The sequence below is a fragment of the Rhizobium subbaraonis genome (assembly GCF_900220975.1).
GTDB lineage: Bacteria > Pseudomonadota > Alphaproteobacteria > Rhizobiales > Rhizobiaceae > Mycoplana > Mycoplana subbaraonis.
On record NZ_OBQD01000030.1, the window covers coordinates 32,838 to 48,409 of the forward strand.

Consider the following 15,572-nt stretch of genomic DNA (forward strand, 5'->3'; position numbering starts at 1 on the left):
TGAACATGTGCGGCTACCGTCTCCGTCAAATCCGGGACGGCGACGTGAACGACAAGCGACACGAGAGAACATATGGAAGAACAGTTTTTCGACACATCAGACGGCAGAATAGCCTTTTACGATAATCGCGCCGATGGGCTTGCGCTTGTGATGTTGCACGCCAACTCTATTTGCAAAGAGAGCTTTGCGCTCCAGATCACCGCCTTCGGGAACACGTACCGAACCATTGCCATCGACCTGCCCGGTCACGGAGGCTCATCCGACGCGACAGACCCACGCCGAAGCTACAGCATGACCGGCTATGCGAACGCCGTTTCCGAATTGTTGGCCGGGATCGGCGTCACACGATACGCGCTGCTCGGCCATTCGCTCGGTGGCCATATCACTCTGGAACTGCTCGCGCGTGTCGAAAAGTCGATTGCCGGCGCGATCATTTTCGGTACGCCGCCGATCGAGAACAGCATCGAGGGACTGATCGCCGGCTTCGTGCCCAGCCCGGACATGGCCTATACCGGCAGCCTCGTCATCACCGAAGAACAGGTCGGGATGATCGCCAGGATGGCGCTCGGGAAACAGGACGAGGGCAATGAAACATTCCTCGCCGCTATCTGGCGCACCGACGGTCGGGCGCGGCAATATATGATGGAAGACGCACAGGCCGGCAAAACCAGCGACCAGCGTAAGGTGGCCGAAACGACGGCAATACCCCTGCTGATCATCAACGGCGCCGACGATCCGGTCGTCAATCTGGACTATGTCGACAGCCTCTCTTACCGGAACGTCTGGACGGGCAAGCCAATCCGGCTCGCCGGGACAGGGCATGCCGTCCATCGCGAGGAGGCGCAGGCGTTCAACAGACTGCTGGCCGAATTCCTCGAAACGATCACCTGATCAGACCGGCGCATCCTCGCTTGCGTAAAAACGCCTGCATCGCTTCCGAGATCGGCGGCTCGATGTCGAAGACACCGAACCTCTGACGAAAGCGATCCCACTGGCGCCCCAACAGACCCCGGCGCCGCGCATCGGGGCACATCCATATCCAGTCGAGCCGCCAGGGGTGGTCGCCGCGTCCAGCCGGCTGGGGGCGAAACGCGCAGGCTCCGACAATCCGATCCGCGTCGTCGGAAAACAGGAATCCGACCGCTTCGCCATCGTGATCGGGATCGATCTCCCATTGCACGAAGTCGTAGCCGAGCTCGCGCTTGAACTCCAACGCCCGATCATAGACCGCCTTGCGTTTCCATTTCGGAGACGACGCATCCACCCAGGAAGCGTCGAGATCGCGGGACAACGCATCGGCGAATTGCCGGTTCGGCTTCGGATCGATGATGGCAAAACGCTTGCGGTGGAACGACCGGTGCGCCTGTTCGTCGGTTCGCAGGCCCTTGACGTAGAGCATTCCGCAATCGGGGCAGGTCACGGATTGTGTTTCCGGCCGCTTGCGATATTTCGGGGCGACGATCTTCAGCCACAGTGGCTCACCATCGTCATCAATTACATACTCCAGTCGGTAACCCGATCCGGTCTTGTGTCGCATCGTGCGCATTCCCCGCCATGGCCGGTGAGGCGCCGAGAGGGTTACAGGCGGCATGCGATGACGGTTCTGCTCATAGAAGAGAACCGAGATCTCGTCCTCGTTCAGATGGGAAACCGGCGGAATTGCCCCCATGAGCCGAGCGCACAAGATCGTCAGGTCGCTCCGGAAACCCAGCCGTTCGATGAAGATGCAAAAGGCGGCGGTATCGATCGCGGAAAGCATGGAGTGACCGAAACCGTCATCGAGACGATGTTTCGGGCGCGAGAAGACAGCGCGGAACGGCAGGTCCAGCGCGGCGGCGAATTTTTCGATATCAATGACCGCAGGCGGATCCAATCTGCGGTCGAGCATAAGCAGCAAATCTTCGATATCGGCTGTCGATGCCCATCCAGTCTCAGTAATCCTTGTAGCCAACGAAGCCGGAAAAGGGCGATCGGACGGTTCCGGTCTTTGCAACGCATCCCATATCGCCCGGATCGTTTGTCCTTCGATTTCCATGCGCCCTCCCAATGCAACGACGAATATTGTTTCGCCGGATATTCAAACTACTATTCCGAAGGAAATAAGAAGGAGAAAATCATAAATCGGAACTGTCCGCCATTGGTTGAGATATCATCCCTGTACAGGATGATTCTTGGTGCAGATATGGCCCGTCTTGTCGATGACGCTATGGTGACGGGAGTGCATGGGTTATGGAGGCCGAAAAATGGTAACAGTCATCTGGGCGCCGCCCGACATGCCGGACGAACGTCACATCGTTGTGCGCGTTCACAGGGACGGCGTTCCCGGGACGAGTGACAAAGGTTATTTTCACATCAGCGACGAAAAGGACTGGGGAGGCTCCGGTCCCTTCGACATGCTTCTGAACGAGGTGATAGAGCGGGCGAAGGAGCAGGCCGTCGACCGGGGCCTGTCACATGTCGTCGTCGTGCGTCGTGACTGATCGCCGTAACACCGAACCCGGGGGATCGGCGTGCCCGCAATCAGCACCGACCTGTTCAAGAAGAGCTATACGACGTCGCCGAAGGAGCTAAGCCCGGCCGTACGGGCGTTCTGCGCCGGTATCAATGCCGACGCCAAGCCGTCCTACATCGCAGTCCAGCCCGATAATGAGGCGCAACCGTCAGAATGCTTCAACAATGTCGCGGCCAAGGTGGACCGTGACGGCGGATCGCTCGTCTACGGCTGGCTGATCTGGGAATGGCCGCGCGTGTTCATCGAGGCGGAACATCATGCGGTTTGGGAGAAGGACGGGGCGTTGCTCGACATCACCCCGCCGATAAACGGTGAGACTAGAATCCTGTTTCTCCCGGACCGTGCCCGCACATACGATTTCGTTGGGCAAAAGCGGCTGATCAACATCAAGAAGAGCCTCGGCCAGTTTGCCAGCGTTCCGGATTGGATACGGGCTGCCGACACGTTGCAGCGAACCATCGAACGGCATTCCGTGGGAAACCAGTCCACCATGGACCGCACCTATCTCGCAGCACTCGGACGAGACGTCCAGCAAAGCCTTGGCGCCGTCTTCGTCGATCTCGCTCGCAACACTGGACCAAATGACCGCTGCTTTTGCCAGAGCGGCAAGAAATTCAAGAAATGCTGTTCGCCATTGATACAGCTCCATCCTTGAATTGTGGGTCGGAATTTTGAACGCAAAATAAGAAAAGGCGCTCCGCCGGACAGCGGAACGCCATTTCTGAAGAGCAGCGCAATTGCGGGGCCGATCATACCGGCCCCGCATCACGATTATTCGGCGGCGATCATCGCACCATGATTGCCGTCAGTGTCGGCCTCACCCTCGTCGTCGCCCGCGAGGAAATCAGGAAGCGCTTCGTCGACGCCGCCTCCATCGGCCAATGCGCCCATCGGAGCGTCCCCAACCGCAGCCTCGTCGAGATCGGTCAGGCGCAGCGGCTCGGGCAACCAGCCGCTTTCGGTGAGCAAACGCTCGGCTTCCCGCGCCATGTCGCCCTTCTTCAGATGGGCGATCAGGTCTGCCGCCCGGTCGCCGGAGCCTTCGCGGACGGCGGCGAGGATGCGAGGCTTGGTGACACGGCCGAGATAGTTCTCGACCGTGGGGCGGAAGCCAGCGTTCACCATGTCGAGACCAGTGGCGCGCGCCAGCCGATGAGACTCGGCCATGCGGCGATCGAGGGCTGCCTGCGAGATGCCGGAGGCGCTCATCGGGTTCGGGCGCTCATAAAGCGCGTTGATCCCGTAGGCGACGCAATGGGCGAGCAGCGCCTGGCGGCTGGCGTCGTCGAGTGCAGCGAGCCAATCCCAAAGCGCGTTATCGTCGGCCGGAATATCCGCTTTCCATCCCTCATGCCGCTGGTTGACGGACTTCGCATATGGAGCATCGGCGAGATCCTTGCCCTGTTCACGGAAGAAGACATGACTGACCGAGGCTTGAATGCTCGCTCCACTGGTGGAGGTTCGATGGAACGTGTCGCGCACCAACTTGTGCAACAGGGCCGTGAGCGCGACATGCGGATTGGCACCGACCGCATCGCGGAGCGCTAGCGAGCGATGTGCAGTCAGTTCGATCACTAGCCGTTCGGGCAGCGGCTTGATGACGTCTTGCTCGTCTTCATCCTCCGGCTCGGCCGGCTGGCCGCCGATAGTGATGACGGCGCGCTGGATGGCGCGATCGGCCGCTATTGCCGCGGCCGGAGTGTCGTGATCGATATTGCTCTCTTCAACATCATCGGCAAGCGGAGCTTCGTCCTCGGGGCGGACATAACCGCGATCTAAGAACAGATCGCCATCACGATCGATGCTGACGAAGACGCCGGCGCGGGCGATTTCCGCCGGATCGTAGATCACCGGACGGTGCTCGAAGGCGTCGAGCGCCTGCTCGATCTCGCCAAGGCGCTCATCGATCTCGTCCGGCAGTTCGTCGGCTTCCCCATATTCGGCCTCGAGACGATCATATTCGTCCCGAAGCGCCTCACGGGCGGCACGCTCTTCGTCAGATAGATCGGCAGCCGTACCGACAATCGCCCGCAAGCCGTCATTGTACCCATAGGGGAAGTTGACGGCGAACTCGACCCACTTCCAGCCTTCGCCGGCAATTTCCTCGGCGACGGTCTTCAGCTTTTCGCCGACCAGGCGATCGAGCAGGATCGGATCTTGCAGCCATCCGCCGTTATCGCTCTCGAACAGGTCTCGCAGGACGTAGCCGCCCGCCGCCTCGTAGGCGTCGATGCCGACAAACACGGCGCGCTTGTCGGCCGCGCGTACCGCCGTCTCGGTCAGCATATGGCGAATCTGCCAGGGCTCCTTCTGCCATCCGTCCTTGATGGACGCCCAGACCTGTTCCTGGCGAGCATGGTCCTCGGAGACGGTGAAGGCCATGAGCTGCTTCAGCTCGATGCCGTCTTCGGCGTAGATGTCGAGCAGCATCGGCGAAACGGATGCCAGGCGCAGGCGCTGCTTGACGACGTTGACGTCGATGAGGAAGGCGGCGGCGATGTCTTCCTCGGTCATGCCCTTGTCGCGCATGGTCTGGAAGGCGCGATACTGGTCGAGCGGATGGGGCGGCACGCGCTCGTCATTCTCGGCGAACGAAATCTCCTCCATCAGGATGTTGCTGGCGGCATCGCCGACGACGCAGGGGACCGCCGCGGTGTTTGCGAGGCGCTTCTGTTTCACCAGGATTGCGAGGGCCTGATAGCGGCGTCCTCCGGCAGGCACTTCGAACATACCGATTTCCTGACCGTCCGCATCGAGGACAGGCCGGACGTGAAGGCTCTGGATCAGGCCGCGACGCGCGATCGAAGTCGCCAGGTCCTCGATCGAAACGCCGGCCTTGATGCGGCGGACGTTCGACTGGCTCAAGACGAGCTTGTTGAAAGGAATGTCGCGCGAGGACGACAGGGTGATTTTCTGAACAGCAGTAGCCATCGGGGTGGTCTCCGCGACGGGCGCCGAGAGCCTTTCTCCCGACCCAATACCCGTCACGAAGCGAAGCGCCGCCCTCTCACTCTAGGAGGGCAGCGCCACGAAACCGGCGAAACGGAAAGGCACAAATGTGCAAAGCCGGAAATACGGAAATCCGCATTCCCGGCTTGAAGGATATCAGGCTGCCCGGTCGAGCAGCTTCTTGGCCTTAGCCTCCATGTCGAGGCGCGCATCCTGATGCGGCTTGTCGCGCGCAACGGCGGTGATGCCGGCCACGAAGTCGAAGATAGACTCGGGCGGCCTGCCCTCTTCGGCGAGCACCGTGTCGATGATCTTGCCGGTCTCGGCCTTGGAGAAGCCTCGCTTGCGCAGGAAGTCGGTGCGGTCCTCGTCGCTCTTCGCCACGATCCGCTCGCGGGCCGCCTTGATGCCGTTGATGAAAGGCACCGGTGAGGAATTGGCGAAGTTCAGCAGCGCGGGAGCCGCCTCGTGCGCGAAACGGGACGCGGCATATTTGGAGTGTCGGATGGTGATTTCCTCGAAATCCTCGACGCCCCACAGATTGCGATTTTGGCAGACCGCCCGGAGATAGAAACTGGCCATGCCGAGCGTTTTGGCTCCAACTTCCGAATTCCAGACATAGAAGCCCCGGAAGTAGAGGTCGGGCGAACCGTCCGGCAGACGCCCGGCTTCGATGGGGTTGAGATCGTCCACGAGGAAGAGGAAGACGTCCCGATCGGAAGCGTAGAGCGTGGTCGTATCCTTGGTGATGTCAACACGCGGATTGTAGATGCCGGTCGACCAGTCGAGCACGCCCGGCACCTTCCAACGGGTATCCCCGGTGCCGTTGCCGGCGATCCGCTGCACGGCCTCGACCAGCTCATAGTCGTAGATGCGTCCGTAGTCAGGGCCGGTAACGGCGCGTAGTTCGACACGGCCGTCGTCGGTTTCGAGCGTCTTGATCTGCTCGGCGCGGTTGGACGTCAGACCGTATTGCAGGTTGATGCCAGCAAGCGCCGCAGGGAGTTGGCGCAGATAGGCGGCGGGAGCGCCGACCTGGCTGGCGAGCTGACCGAAGCTCCAGTGCGTCGGCGCGACCGGCGTGTCTGAGCCCGGCAAGATCAGAGAGAGGTGTTCAGCGTCTGTACGACTCGCCTCTACATGAATGAGTGCGCTTTCCACTACGCGCGTCCGGCTACGCTCGGCGCGGCCGCGCACGGAATCCATCAGTTCATTGAGCGAGAGATATCGCTCATCCGCAGGACGCGAGAACCATTCCGAGGATACCCGGCCGATGCGCTCGCCACGGCTGACATCCACCTTGTAGCCACCACTCGCGTCACGGCGGCCATCGAGAACCTGCATATTCATGGAACCAATCTCCATGACGGGCGCCGGAGACCTCTTCTCCAGCCCTCAACCCGTCATGGAAACCCGATCCACACTCTCACTATTAGGGGGCGTTGCGGGGTCTCCCCGCAGAAGGGGGTGCGCCGGCGACCTTGGCGCCGGCCAGGGGGAAGGCTTTCCCCATCCGCTTGCGGCCAAGCTGATGCTCGCCCCGTGTGTGCGGCTCGCGAGAGCGAAAGAGAGAGCAGGCATTCGCCGTAGCTGTCGCTGCCATTTCTTCTTTCTAAACAGGGACGTTAAGTCGCTATACTGTGAATACATTGCATTTCAGTATTTATCGGCCCAGCAGAAGAAATTATCATAAACGATATTGCTGGAGGCGCGTTTTTAATGGGGCTGGGGACTATGACAAAAACGACAAACGAAACGCACAGGAAGACATCCAAGAAACCCTACAATGAACGATCCGATCTCGAGAAGCTGCAATCGCAGTGGAACAAGCTGTCTGGCCTTCATTTGAGGGATGAGCCTTCGGCAGCGATTGTGCGTTGCGCAACCGCTGCCGAGATCGCTGCGAACTACGCCATCCGAACCGAATGGGCTCGCCAAACCGAATTCGACGCAACGATCATCGACCAGTTCCTGCGGTGGGCGAACGGCCTCCACGGCAAGGTCACCCGCCTGTTCGTGCCCATCTATTTCGCTCACCCCGCGAAGAGTCAAATCGGGAAGACACTCATCAAGTCCGCCGAGAACATCAATGCCGTCCGAAACGCAGTCGTGCATCAAGGCACGTTCAGCAATGCAAAGGAGGCCGAGGCTGCGATTGCTGAAGCGAAGACGTTCATTAACCTGATCGTCGGCCTTTCGATTCCTGACTTCGACATTACCGCTAAGGCGAGTAGCAATTAGGACCAGCGCTTGGGGGGACGGATGAACGTTGTGAGTGCAACTGCCGAATTGTGGGATGTCGACGTCACGATCGGCCTGACGACCCATACAAAGCACAGACATGTTCCCAGCCCGGTATCACCCCATTTCGAAGCGCCTCAGGCCGCGTCGACCCTGACGTTCTCTCCCGTCGCGCTGGCGGCGGCCGTCGCCAGAACGGCGACGACACGTCAGGCGCGAGCGCAACTGCTGGCCGGCCTTCAGAAGAGCGCACTCGCTCAACTGGAATGCCTGATCTCGAACACGTCGATGTTCAAACTCACGGATGACTTTGCGGACCTGGCTGATACCGAACGGACCCTGTTCACCGCACGGTGCGGAGCCGGGATAACCGATCTCTATATGAACGCCTTGGGATATGTCTGGCGCGCGAATGCGGCCTGCCTGTCCAGCGCGCTCGATCCCCACGCCGACTTTCTTTACGATGGCGGGAACGTCGATGGCCACGGTGTCGTGCTGGCTGAAGCCCACGGTTCATTCGCTGCCAACGCCACGGCAAAGACTGTCGCCGCGCAAGCAAAGCGTAAATATGCAAGGCAGGTGAAACCCTATGTGAATGTGGAGTCGCCCTTCGGCCACATCATCCACGGCTATTGCGTGGCCTTTGGCTCGAAGCCGGGTACGTCTGGCGCCTTCCTGAGCGTAGCCGAAACGCGGATTACGAAACCAAGGAAAAAGGCTCCGCCGCCCGCGAGCGAGCCGCCTGTTGCCCGCGGCGTGACGACGCAAATGGCGCTGGCGACACACCGGTCGAACTTCCTGCTGATGGGTATAAGCCCTGTCGTCAATTGGATCGACTGGATCAATACGGCTGGCGAGTTTCCCGTGGAATCCGGACCAGTCACCTTCGTCCGATTTCCCTATGCCGGCCGCTGGTATCTTGGCAACGCTTTCTCGATCTGGCCGGCTCTACGTCCCTATTGGTGGCACGATGAGCTCTGGGACGATCCGAATTGGCGACGGCTTGCCATTCGAGACACTATCGTTCGCGGTTTGCTGGGCGAGTCGGTTGGTTGGTTCGTCATGGAGGAGACGGCCTGCAGGGCGTTCCTCGATAGCCTCACCGGAATCATCCGAGCCGGTAGTGAAGATCGTCCCGAACGACTTGGCCTGCCCAGCTTTGATCCCGCTGGTTTCAGTATTAGCGAGGACAGCCGGGGGCGGCGTGCCGACGGCTCTGACTATAATTACGCGCTGTTCCGCGACGGCCTGGCCTTGGTGGGCGATCCTTTTCGCCCGCGAAAATTCGAGACGAGGCGATGGTCGCCGAAGGAGGGATTCGACAGCTAGCGGCGATGCGCCAGAGGACCGGGGAGCGCGTCGCATAGGCCTCAAATACCGAAGCAGTTGGCTTTTTCTATGCTCCCCAGGCGTCGATGATTGTGCCCAGAGGAAATGGGGTCTTTTCCTTCGACCATTCGTGGTACGGCGCTGCTGTCTGGCTGTATGGGCCGGGCTCCGGACGATCGAACTGGACCCGCGTCGGTATATGGAATGCGCTTCCAAAAACAATCGCCTCGCCTGACGACAATATCGTCACCTGGTCGAGCAGACGCCGCGCCTGCATCGGGATGATCCGGCGGAAATGGTCGATGTCGTCCGGGTTTTGCAGACGGTGGCTGATGAAATTGGCGCACTGGCTGATGATTGTCTGGCTGATCTCGCTCGGGCGTTGGCTGGCGATGATGAGCGACAGTCCGAACTTGCGCCCTTCCTTTGCGATTCGCTCATAGGTCAGCCGGGCCAGACGATGACCGCGATCCTCGTCCGTACGAGCTGGTCGGGCGTAATTGTGCGCCTCTTCCAGCACGAGTACCCATGGGTGCTTGTAGCGTGACGCCGCGGGCAAGCGTTCCCGCGCTTCCAGCAGCACGCGCCCGATGACGGCGCAGGCATAGGGAAGCACTTCGTTGCTCAGCATCGAAAGGTCGAGCACGGACACCTTCGGACCTGTGGCGGCGCCCAAACCAAAGCGAGAGAACCAGGCGGATAGATTAGTGATGGCGGTGTCAGCGTCTTCGTAGTTCAGGAATGCGCGCCACCGCTTGTCGTCGAGGCGCGTCTTCAACCGCAGCTTCAGCGTCGTCAAATGGGCGTCCACCCTGAAGGTATCTTCCTTCGAGACGGCGCGATTGATCAGAGACGGATCTGTCAGCGTCGCACGCGCGATCGGGATCGGCGAATCTGCGGTGCGCGCGCCTGCCTCCGCCGTATCGCTACCGCCGACAATCTTGATCCGGATAGCGTCCTTGAGTTTCTCGGCTTCGGCCGCGATCGCAGCCTGATTGCCCATTACGTCCTGGTTGTACTGATCGACACTGCGATGAGTCTTGAAAAGGGCTTCGAAGGCCGCGGTGTCGATGTCGGCATCCGCGAGGTGGCCCACAATGGCGTCGCAGTAAGAACCTGCGAACTTCCTTTTCACTTTCGTCAGTTCGCTGAGAAGCTGATCGAGCGCGCTCATTGCATTTTGCAGCGAACCGAGGCTGGCGGCAGCCGTAGCGTTGCCGCCCTTCGCGATCGCCCACCAGTCCTTCAGCACGGGTTCCTGCGTCTGCTCCGATGCGCTTAGCCATGCGCAGATCTCTTCCGCGTTCAGGAACCAGAGCGGGAGGCTGAACTCCTTGCCATTGAGATAGATGCGATCCGGTAGGCGTGTCTCAGCCACAGTGGCGGGAAAGGCTTTGGCGTATTCACCATTGATGTCGAGAATGAAGACGTGCGGCTCCTGGGCAGCACCATCCAGCGCCTTCATTGCCTTCTGGATAAGGCTCGACACTGAGAAGGATTTCCCTGAGCCCGTGTTTCCGACGATCGCCAACGGCCTGGAGAACAGGTCATTGTAGGACGCCCGCACGACGTTGCGCGCCTGGCCGGTCGGAAAACCGATTTTGAGGTCGTAGTCGAAATCTTTGGCATCGTAGCCTTCCGGCCTGTTGCGACGGGGTGGGATCTCGAATATCGCGCGCAGGATGTCGGGCGATCCGATTTCTGCCGGCGTGTCCAGCGTCGGCAGAACGGATATGCCTGGACTGAAAGATGGCTCATCATCGGCGTGCTCGATGGTGCCCAACAACTGCACACTGGCAATCCGGCGTGGCTTCATGAGTTCCAGACTGAGATCATCTCCGCTGGAAGGGTCGAAGCTTTCCCGCGCCTCGAGATCGGTGATGATGCCGATGACGGTTTCGCCCGCACCAAGCGAGAAGGTAAGATAGGCATTGATGGCGATCGCTGCCTGAACTCCATCGAGGGTCGCCCGCAGCGCCGATCGGGTCTCGGGCAGCAATTCCACCTTCACCCGGAAGCCCTGAACTGAAACGATATGGCCGATGAGACGTGGATTATCCATCCTACACCACCGGATCAGGTTCGGTCGCCGTCGTGGAGGAGGCAATCTGCTTCTCGAACCGCCGCAGGCGCAAGAAGTCGTCCAGCCATTGCACGTCGGGCATTACCGAGCGGGCGAAATCGTCAAAGGTGGCGTGCCTGAACTTGGCGACAGCAAAGGCGGCGTCGGTTGGAGTCAGCACGAAAGCGCGTTTGCCGAGGTCCTTGTAGCGGCGCACCCGCTCGATGACGGGGCTCGCTGGATTAGGCTCAACTACGAGCATCACCAATGACGGATTCATGAGCGCATTTTCAATAATGCGACTGACGTGATCGTCACCGAAGCCGTAGCCAAGAACGAGCAGGAAGGTCTGCGGAATACCGAGACGAACCTGAAAGGAGCGGAAGAGATGCGCGTAGGGCATCGTCAGGGTCTGCGCGAACTTGTTGGCGGTTGGCAGAATTCCAACCGATGGCGTACCACCCGCCAAGTCGACGAGGGCGCCGCCCTTTTCGTCCGGCTTGAGGCTCGCATAGGTTTTGAAGGGAGCGAGATCAGGATGCCGCGCACGCATCTCGCCGTCCTGCTCAAACCAGTGAATGGAGCCATGCAGCTTGTAGAAGTGCAGGAACTTGTCGAAGCGTCTTACGCGACCTTCGGCAACCTCGCCCGGATAATAGATATCGAGCCCGTAAACCGAGGGATCGAAGCGGGCAGCGGCACGGCCGGTGAATCCATCGAAGTACTGGATACCGAGAAGTTCGAGGGCCTGCTCGAAGAGGGTATCGTAGTTCAACGTGAAAAGGTGGGTTCGGCCGAGGTTGCTGTCGCGCGCCACGAGCTTGGAGAGAAACGCTAGCTGCGGAGCGATCTGACTTGCGGACTTCGCCTTGGCCGTATCAGGCAAGGACAGCGCACACTCGGCGAAAATCGACATACGCAGACGATCGACGAACCACTTGAGATCGTCCAGGCTCGGTGCTGGTGTGCCCGGCCATGAGACGCCGGAGAACGGCGCGTCCTTTGACTGTCCAACCACAAGTGCATTAGCGACAAAGGACAGCCAGGCCTCGAACCCCAACGTCGGCTCGTCCAGAAGATCGGCCAGCGAAACGGCATCCTGCCGCGCCTTGATGATAGGACCAATAGAGGCCGGCACATCGGATAGAGCCTCAATGGTCGCAAAGACGGCAGTTTCGAGGTTCGCCATCGTCTTGCCGCCCGCCGAAACCGACGTGCCGGACCCCGTCAGAACGACGAGGTTTTCCATCCGCAACCATTCGGAGATCAGAGCCTGGAGACGAACGCGCCCCTGCTTCTGGTCGAGCCCAAGCAGAAGATCGCCGGCGTTGCCGTCTTCCGTCAAACCAATGAGCTGATACTCGATAGGTACAGGCGGCGCAGCCGTCATTGTTCTATTCCCCCCCCCTCCAAGCCGCGGCGCAGCGGATTTATGATCTGGAGCCCCACGAAGTCTTTTTCGTTGTCCGTCACCACAACACAGTCATTTGCGCCTGCGACGGCCGCAATGATCATATCGAGACCGCTGCGAGGGCGCCCAGCCATCTTGCCCTCCGCCATGAGCCGCGCCCAGAGCAGACCGGCTTTATCGTCGAAGGACAGGATACGATCCGCAAACAGTGCCTGCGGCCCCTCTGAGCCCGCGAACCAAGCGTCGAGGCTGTCACGCTTCTTGCCTCGCGGCTTTTCCAGAATGCCACGCCGGATTTCGGCGATCGTCAGCGAGGCAATAAACAGGTTCTCGTCGCGCTGCTCGCCCATCCAGTCCAGCAGCGACTCCGACGGCTTTGGCTTTACGATATTGCTGATGATGTTGGTGTCGAGAAGATAACGCGTCACAGATCGACCTTGCGCCCCTCTTCACGGGGACGGGAAAGGTCGAGTTCGGCGCCGACAAGCGGCGATCGCCGCAGAGCGGTTAGGATATTTCCGGGCTTAGGCGGCTTGCCGCCGACGGCTGTCTTGACAGCCGCACGGACGTCTTCCGCTTCTGGACCTTCTTCAGCGAGACGACGCGCAAGGGTGCGGATGAGTTCGCGGTCGGATTCAAGCGCCATGATCTCGAAACGCGTGAGCCCTCGCTGCGTCAGGCGTGTTCGATAATTCTGCGTAGCTCTTTTCTGTGCGGCATTGCCCATGGCTATCCTCCATGCTATGTCTGGATATATAGTCCAGATTTGTGGCGCAGACAAGCGAGGACAGGGTGGCAGAACTGGTTTTAGAAAATCTCGGCAGACCGGAGCAAGGTCAGTATTTTCCGTCTTCCATAACGCACTTCGCTACGCCAGATTTCGCTTGCACCGACGACTCTGCGCCGAATGTCGCCGAATATTCGCCCGTGATTGCAGTTGCTTATACTTCCGTTCGCGCCAATCTTAAAGCCGATCTACTTGCAATCGGCTTCGAATGGCTCAGCGATGAATTCTGGCAACCGCCCAAAGCAAAGGAGTGCGCTTCGGCTCAACGAGCCGGAATTGACGCTCTTGCGCCGTGGCGACGGTCCGGACCCGCGTCTGGTCGAGTTGGTTCGTCTGCTCGCCCGTCGTGCCGCGCGGGAAGCGTTCGAGGAGCAGACGCGGGAACGCGGGACAACCCGCTCCTGATACGACAGGAGAGTGCGTTTTGAAGGTCGCGATCTACGCCCGCTATTCATCCGACAATCAGCGCGACGCTTCTATCGCCGACCAGCTTCGCATCTGCCGTCTCCATGCCGAGAAGCAAGGGTGGCAGGTGGTCGAGGAATACACCGACCACGCAATCTCCGGCGCCTCTCTCCTCCGTCCCGGTATCCAGGCACTAATCTCTGACGCGACCCGTGGCCGTTTCCGCTACGTGCTGGCCGAGGCCATGGACCGCCTCTCACGCGATCAGGAGGATATCGCCGGCCTCTTCAAACGCATGGCGTATTCGGATGTGAAGATCGTCACTCTTTCGGAGGGCGAGGTCACCCATCTGCATGTCGGCCTCAAAGGCACGATGAACGCCCTGTTCCTGAAGGACCTGGCCGATAAGACCCGCCGGGGACAGCGTGGCAGGGTCGAGTTAGGCAAGTCGGGTGGCGGAAACGCGTATGGTTATGATGTGGTAAAGAAGTTCGACGGAAACGGTGAGCCGGTCCGCGGTGACCGGACCATCAATGAGTTTCAGGCTGATGTCATCCGCCGGATCTTCCGCGACTATGCCGCCGGAAAATCCGCCAAGCGGATCGCCTTCGAACTGAACAAGGATGCTATATCCGCGCCGGGCGGCGGCGATTGGGGCTTCAGTACAATCAATGGCAATCCAAAAAGGGGCAACGGCATTCTCAACAATGAGATGTATGTCGGCAAACTGATCTGGAACCGCCAACGGTTCATCAAGGACCCAGACACGGGTAAACGCCAGGCGCGGATGAACCCCGAGGCGGAGTGGATCACCCAGGACGTGCCGGAGTTGCGTGTTCTCGACGAGGATCTCTGGCAGGCCGTGAAGGAGCGCCAGAAGACCGTCAAGCAAAACCGGAACGACGATAACGAGACCGAGAACCATTTCCGCGAGCGCCGGCGTCCCAAATACCTCTTCTCGAGCCTGACCAAATGCGGTTGCTGTGGCGGTGGCTACTCGATGATCTCAGCCGATCTGGTCGGCTGCTCAACGGCACGCAACAAGGGCACCTGCGACAATCGCAAGAACATTAGGCGCGATCAGCTTGAGGCACGCGTTCTCAACGCGCTGCGGCATCACCTTATGGAACCCGCGCTGTTCAAGGAATTCTGTGACGAGTTCACCCACGAGATGAATCGGCTGCGCATGGAAGGGCGGGCGTCGATCGATCAAGCCGAGGCTGAGGTCACACGGATCGACCGCGAACTGGACAAGCTGATGAAGCTCATCATGGCTTCCAGTGACGACGACGCGCCCACCCGCATGATGAAGCAAATGAAGGATCTTGAGGCTCGCCAGAAAGAGCTGAAAGCGTTCCTGCAAGAGGCGGAGGAGCCACCGCCCCTCCTGCATCCGAACATGGCTCACCACTACCACGTTCAGGTCGACGAGCTATACGCGGCGCTTCAGGAGGATTGTGAGGCCAAGCGGATGACTGCCGCCGACCTCATCCGCTCCCTCGTCCGAGAGATCATCCTGACTCCGGAAGACGATGAACTGAAGATCGACGTGCGCGGCGAACTGGCTGGCATTCTTGCGATTTCGCTCAAAGGCAAAAGGCCCGCCGCAGGGGCGGGCCGATCGCAAGTTGAGATGGTTGCGGGGACCGGCATTGGCCAGAACTTGGCCGGTTCCCAAGCTGAGATGGTTGCGGGAGGGCGCAACCATCAGAACTTGCGGACGCAAAAAAGCCGCCCGGTCAGGGCGGCTGATGTGCGCGATTTGGTATCGCAATTTGAGATGGTTGCGGGGGCAGGATTTGAACCTGCGGCCTTCAGGTTATGAGCCTGACGAGCTACCGGGCTGCTCCACCCCGCGTTATTCCGGTTATGTATT

The 15,572-nt window shown here is 60.0% G+C and carries 14 protein-coding genes and 1 tRNA gene; 6 read left to right on the top strand and 9 right to left on the bottom strand.

What is annotated here, in order from left to right; genetic code table 11:
- Positions 1-96 precede the first annotated feature (96 nt).
- The gene (locus CRO48_RS33120) at positions 97-249 is read right to left on the bottom strand and encodes a hypothetical protein (RefSeq protein ID WP_245423698.1); all 153 of its coding nucleotides are present in this window, start codon (positions 247-249) and stop codon (positions 97-99) included.
- On the opposite strand from CRO48_RS33120, the gene CRO48_RS28130 reads away from it, so the two are divergent.
- Positions 196-891 carry an alpha/beta fold hydrolase gene (locus tag CRO48_RS28130; protein ID WP_245423696.1) on the top strand — a complete coding sequence of 232 codons (696 nt, stop codon included), beginning with the start codon at positions 196-198 and terminating at the stop codon, positions 889-891. The two genes, CRO48_RS33120 and CRO48_RS28130, sit on opposite strands and share 54 nt — an antisense overlap.
- Here the strand turns inward: CRO48_RS28130 and CRO48_RS28135 are convergent.
- The gene (locus CRO48_RS28135; protein ID WP_172965694.1) at positions 884-1,888 is read right to left on the bottom strand and encodes a C2H2-type zinc finger protein; all 1,005 of its coding nucleotides are present in this window, start codon (positions 1,886-1,888) and stop codon (positions 884-886) included. The two genes, CRO48_RS28130 and CRO48_RS28135, sit on opposite strands and share 8 nt — an antisense overlap.
- 355 nt (positions 1,889-2,243) lie before the next feature.
- On the opposite strand from CRO48_RS28135, the gene CRO48_RS28140 reads away from it, so the two are divergent.
- Entirely contained in the window at positions 2,244-2,480 is a 237-nt protein-coding gene (locus CRO48_RS28140) for a hypothetical protein (protein ID WP_097143008.1), read from the top strand.
- A 30-nt stretch (positions 2,481-2,510) separates the two neighbouring features.
- Positions 2,511-3,167, top strand: a complete 657-nt coding sequence (locus CRO48_RS28145) for an SEC-C metal-binding domain-containing protein (RefSeq protein ID WP_097143009.1) — start codon at positions 2,511-2,513, stop codon at positions 3,165-3,167.
- Positions 3,168-3,283: 116 nt separating this feature from the next.
- Here the strand turns inward: CRO48_RS28145 and CRO48_RS28150 are convergent, their stop codons facing one another.
- Positions 3,284-5,443 carry a ParB/RepB/Spo0J family partition protein gene (locus CRO48_RS28150; RefSeq protein ID WP_097143010.1) on the bottom strand — a complete coding sequence of 720 codons (2,160 nt, stop codon included), beginning with the start codon at positions 5,441-5,443 and terminating at the stop codon, positions 3,284-3,286.
- 174 nt (positions 5,444-5,617) lie between these two features.
- Positions 5,618-6,811: a DUF932 domain-containing protein gene (locus CRO48_RS28155; RefSeq protein WP_097143021.1), complete on the bottom strand. Its 1,194-nt coding sequence runs from the start codon at positions 6,809-6,811 to the stop codon at positions 5,618-5,620.
- Positions 6,812-7,180: 369 nt separating this feature from the next.
- Between CRO48_RS28155 and CRO48_RS28160 the strand changes: the two genes are divergently transcribed.
- Both CRO48_RS28160 and CRO48_RS28165 read left to right on the top strand, forming a co-directional pair.
- Positions 7,181-7,702: a hypothetical protein gene (locus CRO48_RS28160; RefSeq protein ID WP_210202037.1), complete on the top strand. Its 522-nt coding sequence runs from the start codon at positions 7,181-7,183 to the stop codon at positions 7,700-7,702.
- A 21-nt stretch (positions 7,703-7,723) separates the two neighbouring features.
- A complete protein-coding gene (locus CRO48_RS28165; RefSeq protein WP_097143012.1) occupies positions 7,724-9,031 on the top strand; it encodes a hypothetical protein in 1,308 nt (435 codons plus the stop codon).
- Between the two features lie 67 nt (positions 9,032-9,098).
- On the opposite strand, the gene CRO48_RS28170 is transcribed toward CRO48_RS28165, so the two are convergent.
- From CRO48_RS28170 to CRO48_RS28185, 4 genes are all read right to left on the bottom strand, one after another.
- Complete coding sequence (locus CRO48_RS28170; protein ID WP_097143013.1) at positions 9,099-11,093, bottom strand: ATP-binding protein; 1,995 nt, start codon at positions 11,091-11,093, stop codon at positions 9,099-9,101.
- A gap of 1 nt (position 11,094) precedes the next feature.
- The gene (locus CRO48_RS28175) at positions 11,095-12,342 is read right to left on the bottom strand and encodes an SIR2 family protein (protein ID WP_245423695.1); all 1,248 of its coding nucleotides are present in this window, start codon (positions 12,340-12,342) and stop codon (positions 11,095-11,097) included.
- 137 nt (positions 12,343-12,479) lie between these two features.
- Complete coding sequence (locus CRO48_RS28180) at positions 12,480-12,932, bottom strand: PIN domain-containing protein (protein ID WP_097143015.1); 453 nt, start codon at positions 12,930-12,932, stop codon at positions 12,480-12,482.
- Positions 12,929-13,231 (bottom strand): hypothetical protein, encoded by a 303-nt coding sequence (locus CRO48_RS28185; protein ID WP_097143016.1) that lies wholly within the window; start codon positions 13,229-13,231, stop codon positions 12,929-12,931. Before CRO48_RS28185 ends, CRO48_RS28180 begins: the two co-directional genes overlap by 4 nt.
- 406 nt (positions 13,232-13,637) lie before the next feature.
- Here CRO48_RS28185 and CRO48_RS28195 point away from each other — a divergent pair, with 406 nt between their 5' ends.
- A complete protein-coding gene (locus CRO48_RS28195) occupies positions 13,638-15,521 on the top strand; it encodes a recombinase family protein (protein ID WP_245423697.1) in 1,884 nt (627 codons plus the stop codon).
- Here the strand turns inward: CRO48_RS28195 and CRO48_RS28200 are convergent.
- A tRNA-Met gene (locus tag CRO48_RS28200) sits at positions 15,478-15,554 on the bottom strand. The two genes, CRO48_RS28195 and CRO48_RS28200, sit on opposite strands and share 44 nt — an antisense overlap.
- Positions 15,555-15,572: the final 18 nt, after the last annotated feature.